General features: G+C 40.5%; 8 protein-coding genes. All 8 read left to right on the top strand.

Annotated elements, in window-relative coordinates; genetic code table 11:
* Nucleotides 1-60: 60 nt before the first annotated feature.
* The 8 genes from FEFB_RS05550 to pgmB all read left to right on the top strand — a co-directional run bounded on the left by FEFB_RS05550 (nucleotide 61) and on the right by pgmB (nucleotide 10,340).
* Nucleotides 61-786, top strand: coding sequence for a Bax inhibitor-1/YccA family protein (locus tag FEFB_RS05550; RefSeq protein WP_047975247.1), 726 nt, complete (start codon nucleotides 61-63; stop codon nucleotides 784-786).
* 81 nt (nucleotides 787-867) lie between these two features.
* The gene (polA, locus tag FEFB_RS05555) at nucleotides 868-3,558 is read left to right on the top strand and encodes a DNA polymerase I (RefSeq protein WP_047975248.1); all 2,691 of its coding nucleotides are present in this window, start codon (nucleotides 868-870) and stop codon (nucleotides 3,556-3,558) included.
* 31 nt (nucleotides 3,559-3,589) lie between these two features.
* Nucleotides 3,590-3,928: a MerR family transcriptional regulator gene (locus FEFB_RS05560; protein ID WP_047975249.1), complete on the top strand. Its 339-nt coding sequence runs from the start codon at nucleotides 3,590-3,592 to the stop codon at nucleotides 3,926-3,928.
* Between the two features lie 146 nt (nucleotides 3,929-4,074).
* Nucleotides 4,075-5,427: a type I glutamate--ammonia ligase gene (gene glnA, locus FEFB_RS05565; RefSeq protein ID WP_047975250.1), complete on the top strand. Its 1,353-nt coding sequence runs from the start codon at nucleotides 4,075-4,077 to the stop codon at nucleotides 5,425-5,427.
* Nucleotides 5,428-5,627: 200 nt separating this feature from the next.
* A complete protein-coding gene (locus tag FEFB_RS05570) occupies nucleotides 5,628-5,927 on the top strand; it encodes a hypothetical protein (RefSeq protein ID WP_152666242.1) in 300 nt (99 codons plus the stop codon).
* Between the two features lie 184 nt (nucleotides 5,928-6,111).
* A complete protein-coding gene (locus FEFB_RS05575) occupies nucleotides 6,112-7,443 on the top strand; it encodes an SLC45 family MFS transporter (RefSeq protein ID WP_047975252.1) in 1,332 nt (443 codons plus the stop codon).
* A gap of 18 nt (nucleotides 7,444-7,461) precedes the next feature.
* The gene (locus FEFB_RS05580; protein WP_047975253.1) at nucleotides 7,462-9,654 is read left to right on the top strand and encodes a glycoside hydrolase family 65 protein; all 2,193 of its coding nucleotides are present in this window, start codon (nucleotides 7,462-7,464) and stop codon (nucleotides 9,652-9,654) included.
* A gap of 11 nt (nucleotides 9,655-9,665) precedes the next feature.
* Nucleotides 9,666-10,340 carry a beta-phosphoglucomutase gene (pgmB, locus tag FEFB_RS05585; RefSeq protein ID WP_047975254.1) on the top strand — a complete coding sequence of 225 codons (675 nt, stop codon included), beginning with the start codon at nucleotides 9,666-9,668 and terminating at the stop codon, nucleotides 10,338-10,340.
* The last annotated feature ends 429 nt before the right edge of the window (nucleotides 10,341-10,769 follow it).

Below are 10,769 nucleotides of genomic sequence, written 5' to 3' on the forward strand. Positions count from 1 at the left end.
TAAGATTTTTTTGTTATCATATAGATAGAAAAAATTAACAATACCAATGGGAGGTATCTGATGGATAATTTTGATATGAACGCTCGCCGCGATGTGACGGGCGCTGATGAAGGCATGAAGTCCTTCTTCCAGCGTGTTTATGGCTATATGGCAATTGCCTTGGCTGTAACGGCCGTTGCAGGCTACGTCGTTCAACATTTCTTTTTGCAACAAGTTGCCCAACTCTTTTTGGGTAGCTGGATTGGGATGGCGGCGGTTGTTGTCGTTGAATTGGTCATTGTGGCCATGATTCGTAGCGCTTCATTCGCGAATAATCCCTCAAAGGCCTTCGGTCTTTTGATGGCCTTCTCGGCCGTCCAAGGCTTAACGCTTGGTTTGATTTTGGCCGTTTATACGGCCGCTTCAGTTGGCGCTGCCTTTATCTCAACTGCGGCATTGTTTGCCGGAATGGCTGCCTATGGCTACTTCTCAAAGAAGTCGATGGCTTCAATGGGTCCAATCCTCTTTGGTTCATTGATTGGGATTATCGTGGCATCAGTGATTAACATTTTCATCGGTTCTTCAACCATGCATTTGTTGATTTCAGTGGCAACTGTTATCGTGTTCGCTTTGTACACAGCTTACGACAACAATACATTGCGTCAAGTTTATGTTCAATTGTCAGCTAATGGTGCTAGTGAAGCTCAGACAACCGGCTTGGCCGTGTCAGGGGCTTTGATGCTCTATCTTGATTTCATGAACATTTTCTATGCTTTGATCCAACTTTTCGGCGATAACCGAAATTGACACGTCAGAAAAACTAACATTGCTCGCTTCGGCGAGCTTTTTTTGTGCTAAACTACAAACAAGTTAAATAAGGACTAACCAATGACTAAAAAACTACTCTTAATTGATGGGAATTCGCTGGCGTTTCGGGCTTTCTACGCGATGTACCAACAGCTAGACCGAATGGTAACACCGGAAGGATTACACACCAATGCCCTCGTTGCTTTTAATAACTTTTTAGAATCAATCGTCTTACCAATGCAACCTGACTTCGCTCTTGTTGCTTGGGATGCCAAATCAGGTAAGGAAACCTTTCGCGGTGACCTCTATGCCGACTATAAAAGTGGTCGGGATAAGACGCCGGTTGAATTTAAGGAACAATTTCCTTACCTTCGTGAAATGGTCTTGGCCCATGGCCTTCACAATTACGAGCAAAATGGGTTGGAAGCAGACGATATCATTGGAACACTGTCACGGGAAGGAGAAAAAGCGGGTGATGATGTCATCATCATTACTGGAGACCAAGATTTGACGCAGTTGGCCACCGATAAGGTGACTGTAAAAATTACAAAAAAAGGTGTTACTCAGATTGAAGAATACACACCCGCTTATATCCAAGAAAAGTTCGGACTGACACCGGCACAGATTATCGATAAAAAAGCCTTGACTGGTGATACTTCTGATAATTATCCAGGCGTAACAAAGGTTGGTGAAAAGACAGCCTTGAAGTTATTAACTGAATACCATGACTTGGATAACTTATACGCCCACGTTGACGACATGAAGAAATCCAAGATGAAGGAAAACTTGATTGCGTATAAGGAAGTTGCTTACCGGGCGCAGAAGTTGGCCACGATCATTACGGATGCTGATTTATCAATTTCCTTGGATGACCTGGCCTACAATGGTCCAAAAACCAAGGGCTTGGTTGAACTGTTTGAAAGTTTACATTTCAAATCAGCACTGGCCAAGCTGAAGGCGCACCAATTGGTCGGTCAAGATGATGCTTCCGTTGAGGAGGCTGAGTCACAAAGCGCCAACTTCCACCCAGTGAAGGAGTTGGACGAAGCGGCCCTAGCTAATCTTGCCAAGGCAGATACTTTAGCCATCCAAATTGATACAGATGCAGATAATTATCATACGGCCGACATGCTCGCTTTTGCTATTGGTAATGATGATTTGGGGTATTTTGCTAGTCGTGACTTTACCTGGTTTGAAAATCTAACACTACGTGACCTGATTGAAAATCCAGAACAGAAGTTACGTCTCTTCAATGCCAAGGAAGTTTGGGTATTGATGCACCGCTTGGACCTGACGCTTGCTGGGGTCGATTTTGACTTTATGCTCGTCGCCTATCTGCTCGATACGGTTGGCAATGACAACGTCTTATCAACGTTGGCCGCCCGCTTTGGTTTGTATCTACCAGCCGATGAAGATTTTTATGGCAAGGGTGCTAAGTTCTCTGTACCAACCGATGATCAAGAAGTCTTTGATCACCTCGGCCATAAAGCAGAAGCGCTTTATGGCTTACGTGACAAGGCCTTTGAGGAATTGGCTGAGCACAAGCAGACGGATCTCTACCATGATATCGAGTTGCCACTGTCATTCGTTTTGGCCAAGATGGAAGCCCAGGGATTTGCCGTCAAAGAAGACCGTCTGGAAAAGATGGGCCAGGAACTCGACGAAAAAATCAGCCAACTCAAAGAAGGAATTTACCAAATTGCCGGGGAAGAATTTAACATTAATTCAACCAAGCAGTTAGGAACGTTGCTCTTTGAAAAGATGAACTTGCCAGTGATTAAAAAGACAAAAACCGGTTATTCAACCGCCGTTGAAGTCTTGGAGGAACTGGCACCGCAGGCGCCAATCGTTAGCCATATTCTTGAGTACCGGCAACTGGCAAAGATTAAGTCAACTTATGTTGATGGCCTCATGGCCGTTGTTGATCAAGCCGACCAGAAAATCCACACCCGGTTTTTACAGACGTTGACTCAGACCGGCCGACTGTCATCAGTTGATCCGAACCTGCAAAACATTCCGATGCGGACGGAGGAGGGGCGTAAAATTCGCCACGCCTTTGTTCCCAGTCATCCCGATTGGTTGATTTTCGGAGCCGATTACTCGCAGATTGAATTACGAGTTTTGGCCGCCATCACCGGTGATCCAAACATGAAGAAGGCCTTCATGGAGGATGACGATATTCATGCCGAGACGGCTCGCGCCGTCTTTGGTCTGAAGGCAGATGAGCCGGTTGATGCCAACCATCGAAGGACAGCCAAGGCTGTCAACTTCGGAATCGTCTATGGTATTTCTGATTTTGGCTTATCAAAGAACCTTGGCATTTCACGCAAGGATGCCAAGTCCTTTATCGAAACCTATTTCAAAGAGTTTCCTAAGATTCATGGTTGGATGGAACAAATTAAGGAGCAGGCTCATCAAGATGGTTTTGTTGAAACAATTGAACATCGCCGTCGTTACCTGCCCGAGATTAATGCTAAGAACTTCAACCGCCGGTCATTTGCTGAACGAACAGCGATGAATTCGCCAATCCAAGGTTCGGCGGCTGATATTATCAAAATTGCCATGATTAAGGTTGACCAGGCCTTAACCAAGGAGGGCTTGCAAGCTAAAATGCTTTTGCAGGTTCACGATGAACTGGTCTTTGAATGTCCGAAAGAGGAGTTAAAGCAAGTACGAAAGTTAGTAACCTCCGTGATGGATTCCGCCGTTTCTTTGTCCGTACCATTGAAAGTTGAGGACCATGCCGGTCCAACCTGGTACGAAGCCAAGTAAGGTGGTCATCACCAGCTGAAAGGAGTTTTTCATGTCCAGTTCTGAATTGCAACGTAACCGAGCCGTTTTACCGATGTCAACCGTCCGCGAGTTGACCCTGCTAACCGACCGCCAGATTCGTTACTACGAACAGCACGAATTAATCACTCCGAAACGGGGTAAGGGTGGTCAACGCCGTTTTTCTTTAAACGATATTGATCGGCTCCTGCAAATTAAGGACTACCTCGATGCTGGTGACTCTACCGCGGATATTAAAGAACTTTTTGCCAAGGCCGAACGGAAAAATCAGCAACAGGTCAGCGTTGATAGTAGCCTGCGCCGCTCGTTGCAAGATGAATTTGCTCAAATCGCCCGCTTTAATACTCACTGATTGTTCAGTTGATTACCCCAATAAAATATATTTTGAATTAAAATTGTTAATTAAAAAATGATGCCCAGCTGGTCAGCTTGGTTGGAGAAAGCCTTCAGCCAAGAAAAAAATGTACCCACTATAGCAGCCAAGTAAAGGAGTTTCTAATGGCAAAACCTTCTTACACCAAAGCAGACATTAAGCAAATCGTTCAAGACGAACAAGTTGAATTCATTCGCGTGACATTCACTGACGTTTTGGGCGCTATCAAGAACGTTGAAGTGCCAGTTTCACAATTGGACAAGGTCTTAGACAATGACCTGATGTTCGACGGTTCTTCAATTGAAGGATTCGTTCGGATTAACGAATCTGATATGTACCTCTATCCTGATTTGTCAACGTTCATGATTTTCCCATGGGCGACTGACGAACATGGTGGAAAAGTTGCCCGTTTGATTGCGGACGTGTACTCAAAGGATCGGACACCATTTAAGGGTGATCCACGAATTGCCTTGAAGGATGCCGTTGCTCGTGCCGAAGCCGAAGGCTTTACTGCCTTCAACGTTGGTACGGAACCTGAATTTTTCTTGTTCAAATTGGATGAAAAGGGCGAACCAACCATGGAATTAAACGACCATGGAAACTACTTCGACTTGGCCCCATTGGACCGCGGTGAAAACGTTCGTCGTGAAATCGTCTTGACGCTTGAAAAGATGGGCTTTGAAGTTGAAGCAGCCCACCACGAAGTTGCTGCTGGTCAGCACGAAGTTGACTTCAAGTACTCAGATGCCGTTGACATGGCCGACAAGATTCAGACTTTCAAGTTGGTTGTAAAGACAATCGCTCGTAAGAACGGCTACTATGCAACATTCATGCCAAAGCCTGTCTCAGGTATTAACGGTTCAGGAATGCACACGAACATGTCTCTGTTTGACAAGGATGGTAACGTCTTTGATGGCCACGATGCTGACAAGAACTTGGGCTTGTCTGACACAGCCATGCACTTCTTGGGCGGTGTCTTGAAGCACGCTCCTGCCTTGACTGCCTTGGCGAACCCAACGGTTAACTCATACAAGCGTTTGACTCCTGGCTTTGAAGCCCCTGTTTATGTTGCTTGGTCAGCATCAAACCGGTCACCAATGGTTCGAGTGCCAGCCTCACGTGGATTAGCAACTCGTTTGGAATTGCGTTCAGTTGACCCAACAACAAACCCTTACACGGTTTTGGCTGCAATCTTGTCAGCTGGCTTGGATGGTATCGACAACAAGTTGGAGCCATCAGCTGCTGTTGATAAGAATATTTACTTGATGGATGAAAATGAACGTAAGAAGGCTGGTATCGTGAACTTGCCTGATACGTTGTTGGCTGCCCTTGATGAATTGAGTAACGATGATGTTGTGATTGATGCTATCGGTACCCATATTACTGATAAGTTTATCGAAGCAAAGCGCATTGAATATACTTCATACCGCCAATTCGTTTCACAGTGGGAATTGGACAACTACTTTATGAACTACTAAGCAATACTTTTAAACCGGCATTAGCCGGTTTTTTTGATTGTTTTTTTTAATAAATCAGTTCTTGGCCTTTCTCATTTTAGGGTTGTGTTTCAAAAAGAGGCTGTCCTGTAAAGAAAAAATAATAGAATCAACGGCTAGGATGCTATTCTCGATCGAAGGTGGCGGCACAGTCCTTAGTCCGTGAACCGAGCAGTGACAATTTGTTAGCAACGGTAATGCTTGTTTGGGGAGAAAAAAGCAAAGAAGACTTTTTAACATATTTTTTGTTGATTCCTAGCTGGTTCCTCCTTTGTGAACCTCATTGTGGCTTTTTCCGGTGTGATTTTAAATCACACCGGTTTTTTGATGTCCGAATTGAGTTGGGGTGGAATAACATGCTAAAATTCAAACCCCATTGTCAGTGGGAAAAGCAGGTCCTTGTCACCGATGGTAATTGGCTGGATACTGCCTGGTTTTTAATCAAAGCCACCAATAGAATTAAGGAATTGATTACACCATAATCATCAGCCAATTAAAAAAGTGGTGCACAGTATTTGTCAGCAAGGGCTAATATAAGAAATTCTTTTGATTTTTGTTTTGAATTTTATTATTTTGATTTAGTATGGTTTTTTTTATTTTATTAAAAATGGAAGCGCTTCCAAAAAGGTGGTATAATGAAGCTACAAAATTTAAGAAGGAGTTATTATGGAAAAAACTAAGTACGAAATCCCTCTTTTAGGCAAAAGGCAAATCTTTAATCTTACATTTGGATATTTTGGGTTGAATATGGCCTTTTTTTTACAGACATCACAAATGAGTAGAATTTTTCAAACGATTGGGACGGATCCCACTAAGTTAGGTTGGTTCTTTATTTTACCGCCACTGGCAGGAATGATTGTCCAACCAATTGTTGGAAGAATGTCGGACAATACTTGGAACAGATTCGGCAGAAGGTTGCCTTATTTAATATTTGGGGCCATTATTTCAGCATTGGTTTTAATCCTCTTACCAAATTCCGGTTCGTTAGGTTTTGGTTATGGGTCTTTAACTGCATTAATATTTGGGGCAGTCATTATCATGATGCTCGATGTCTCTTCGAATATGTGCCAGCAACCATTTAAAATGTTAATTGGCGATATGGTTAATGAAAGCCAAGTGGATCGGGTTTGGTCGTTGCAAAATATTTATTCGAATGCAGGGGGGATGCTAGCCGCAATTTTACCATCCCTAATCACTATAATTGGTTTTTCTAATATAGCACCTAGAGGAGAGGTCCCGGTCAGCGTTAAAATCTCTTTTTACCTAGGTGCAATCATTATCTGTGTAACAACATTGTATACAATCATGAATGTGAAAGAATACAACCCCCAAGACTACCAGCAGTATCATGGATTGAAAAAAAATGATATTGAAAAATCTCCCAGTTTCACTTCATTGTTAAAAAATGCCCCATCAATTTTTTGGGAACTTTTTACGGTGATGCTGTTTAGTTTCATTTCCGTTCAATTTGTTTGGACTTATAGTACGGGTGCATTAGCAGAAAACGTATGGCACACTACGGATCCAGCTAGTGCTGGCTTTCAATCAGCGGGCAATTGGAATGGTATTTTAACTTTTGTACAGTCACTGACCGGGGTGCTTTGGGGTACTTTGGTTTTGGCACATTTGAAGCCTTCTAGACGAAGGATAGTGCTATTTTTTGCTCTGATTTTAGGTGGGATTGGATTGATTATGATGTCTTTTATCTCTAGTAAAATACTAACAATAGTCCCTTTTTCTTTGTTTGGAATTATGTATATAACTATTGGAACAGAGGCTTTTGCAATGATTACTAGTGCAATTAAGGGAGCAAATGAAGGGGCGTACTTAGGTTTGTTTAATTGGCAAATTTGTATTCCTCAAATTGTCGCTTCTGTTGCGAGTTTTGCTATTTTCCCAATGGTGCACAAGTCAATGAGCGCCATGATGTTGATTGCTGGAATTTCTGCTTTAATGGCTGCAGTAATGATGAAATTTGTCAAAAAAGTAGAGAATTAATTGAGGAGCAGAATAATTATGCATAATAGAAAGTTGATTTTAAGCTTAAAGGACATTAATTCCAATAAAAAGGGCAATATTGCTGCCATATTTTCTTTGTCAAACGGGTATATGGGCATACAGGCTAGTGATCCAATTACTGGAGCAAATGACGTCGGAACCCTCGTCAATGGATTCTTTGAGTATAGTCCAATCACATATGGTGAACCAGCAGCGTTTTATCCTAAAAATAACCAAACCATTGTTTCTGTGCCAAGCCTTAGAAAAATAAGGCTACTAGACGAAAATAACCATAGTTTTAATTTTTCCGAATTAAAAAATATTTCACTCGATTTAAGTAATGGACAATTAACGGAGGTCTATGAAGTCAGTAACCAAGGTGGTGAAAAAATTGAAATGACGGTTGCTTCAGCTATTGATCAAAAAAAATTAGCGTTTTATGGAATCAAATTTTCTTTTAAGCCTATATCTTATCAAGGAAAATTAGTAGTTGATAAACATTACAAAATCGAAAGGAAAAATAATGATGGTGTAGGCGAGGTTGAAGATCCAAGAAAAACACGGTTAGTAAAAAGTATTTCTAAGCATATCATTAGTAGTGATGACTTTCGAGAGGTTATCAAAATTGAAACTAAAGAATCTCAGCAATCAGTCACAATTGAAGGTTATTCAACTTCTGAAAAAATGTTAACTAAACGCGCTTTAAAAACTGGCTTTGACATTACTTACATCTATAAGGTTAGTGAAGGGGTTAAAAATAAGGGTGTTTCGATAGAACAAAATAGTTTTGACAAAATAAAAGAGCATAGCCATAAGTTCTGGGAAGATGTTTGGAACCAAAGCGAGGTAACTGTTTCAGGCAATGATGAAATAAACTTAGCTCTCCACTTTAATATTTTTCAATTAAATCAAGCGACAGGAAGAGATGGCAAAACTAATATTGCAGCAAAAGGATTAACAGGTTCTGGCTATGAAGGACATACTTTTTGGGATACTGAAATGTATATGCTGCCTTACTTTATTTATACAAATCCAGAATTTGCTAGGAATCTCTTGATTTATCGCTATCATACTTTAACTTTTGCAAGAAAACGTGCGAAGGAATTAGGCATCAAACATGGTGCGTTGTTTGCTTGGCGGTCAATTAACGGTGAAGAAACATCAGCATATTATCCAGCAAGTACGGCAGCATACCATATTAATGGAGATATAGCTTACGCGATTGGAAAATACTATGAAGCCACGGATGATGATGATTTTATGGAAAAATATGGTTTCGAAATCTTATTAGAAACCGCGCGTTTTTGGAGAGAGTTCGGTTCTTGGACTGAAAAGGGTGGAAAAAAGCAATTTGAATTTTTAACAGTTACTGGTCCAGATGAATACACGGCAATGGTCGATAATAACTACTTTACTAATCGAATGGCTGAAAATAATTTGAAATTAGCTTACACGGTTGGTCTAAGACTAGCCAAGTCAAATCAAAAAGTGTTCGACCGATTAAATTCCTCTGAAAGTGAGCTGCGTGAATTCCATCATATTGCTGATAACATCTATTTCCCAATGAACGCTCAATACCAGATTAACGCACAGGATGATAGCTTCTTTAGTAAGCCGGTTTGGCCCTTTAACAAAACTCCAAAAACTAAATATCCTTTACTCCTTCACTACCATCCACTTAATATTTACCGGTACCAGGTGAATAAGCAAGCAGATACCATTCTTGCTGACTTCTTATTTCCTGAAACAATCACTGACTCACAGCTGAGGAGAGAATTTGAGTATTATGAAACAATCACGACACATGATTCCTCTTTGTCCCGGTCCATATTTAGTGCTGTAGCTGCAAGGATGGGTAAAGTTAATCATGCATACCGTTATTTTACTGACACTGTTCGGCTGGATTTAACTGACCTTCAAGGAAATACAGAAGATGGCTTACATTTAGCAAATTTGGGTGGCAGTTGGCTTGATGTCGTTCAAGGGTTTGCAGGCATGCAAGTAAGTTCCCAGGGTTTACTTAAAATAATTCCACACTTACCAGCAGAATGGGATTCTTTTCAAATTAGGTTAGCGTTTAAAAAAAGGCTACTAGATATTGTCATTGATAAGAGTCAAACACAAATTGTATTGTTAAGCGGTGACCCAATGGAAATCGTTATTAATCAAAGCCAGCAAACGTTAACAAAAATAATCAAAATTAATAATTAAGGAGATTAAAAGTGGAGTTTGAGAATATTAAAGGAGTTATTTTTGACCTAGATGGTGTGATTTCTAACACATCGAGACTGCATAGTGATGCTTGGCACCAGGTGGCAGATAAAGTGGGAACAGAATGGACTGAGAGCCTTTCAAATAAATTAAAGGGGGTTAGTCGGATGGAGTCCCTCGAATTAATTTTACAAGCGAGTTCTCTTGAAAGTCATTATAACGACCAGCAAAAGCAAGAATTAGCACATGACAAGAATAAAGATTATTTAAGGCGGGTTGAAAATATGACTAAAAATGATATTTTACCCGGAATTGAATCTTTTTTAGAAAGTTTAAAACAAAATCATTATGGTCTCGCTTTGGCGTCGGCGTCCAAAAATTCTGCAAGGGTATTAGAAAAAATCGGACTAAGCCATTATTTTTCTGAAATTGTTGACCCAACAAAATTGTCTAAAGGAAAACCAGATCCAGAAATTTTTGCTACAGCAGCAAAATTATTAAGACTGGCACCAGAAAAATGTCTGGGCATTGAAGATGCCGTAATGGGTATCCGGTCAATTAATGCTGCTAATATTTTCTCAATAGGTATTGGAGATAAAAATATTTTAAATGAAGCCGGAATCGTTTTTGAAAACACGGAATTGTTAACGCTGAGCAATATTCGAAGCCATTTTGATAAAAAATAAAATATGGCAATAAATTAAACTAGCCTATTTGATGCAGAAACTGTCGATGGATTGTTATGGCCGATTAAAACCCAATAATGTCCCCAATGACCTTAACAAAAAAACGATTGGAAGCGACAATCCAGTGATCGGAAATTTACGCTAAAATCTGATTTTCGTTTTTTGAGTAGTAAATCAATCCTTTCACGTTGGATTTGCTTGAATGAAGCGATGAAGAAAAGGCATTTTCAAACTATCTATCTATACAATATTAAAAAAACGAGTAGGAATTAAGATGGATAATATTCATTTTTTGTTATATTACAATTAAAATGAATTTATTTATTTAAATTTTATAAAAAATAACTTTGATATACAGCGGTATAAATATAAAAGGCAGATTACAAGTTTAATTCGAACAACTCCGAAAAACTTCTAGTGGCGTCTGGT

Source organism: Fructobacillus sp. EFB-N1 (genome assembly GCF_001038455.1).
Classification (GTDB): domain Bacteria; phylum Bacillota; class Bacilli; order Lactobacillales; family Lactobacillaceae; genus Fructobacillus; species Fructobacillus cardui.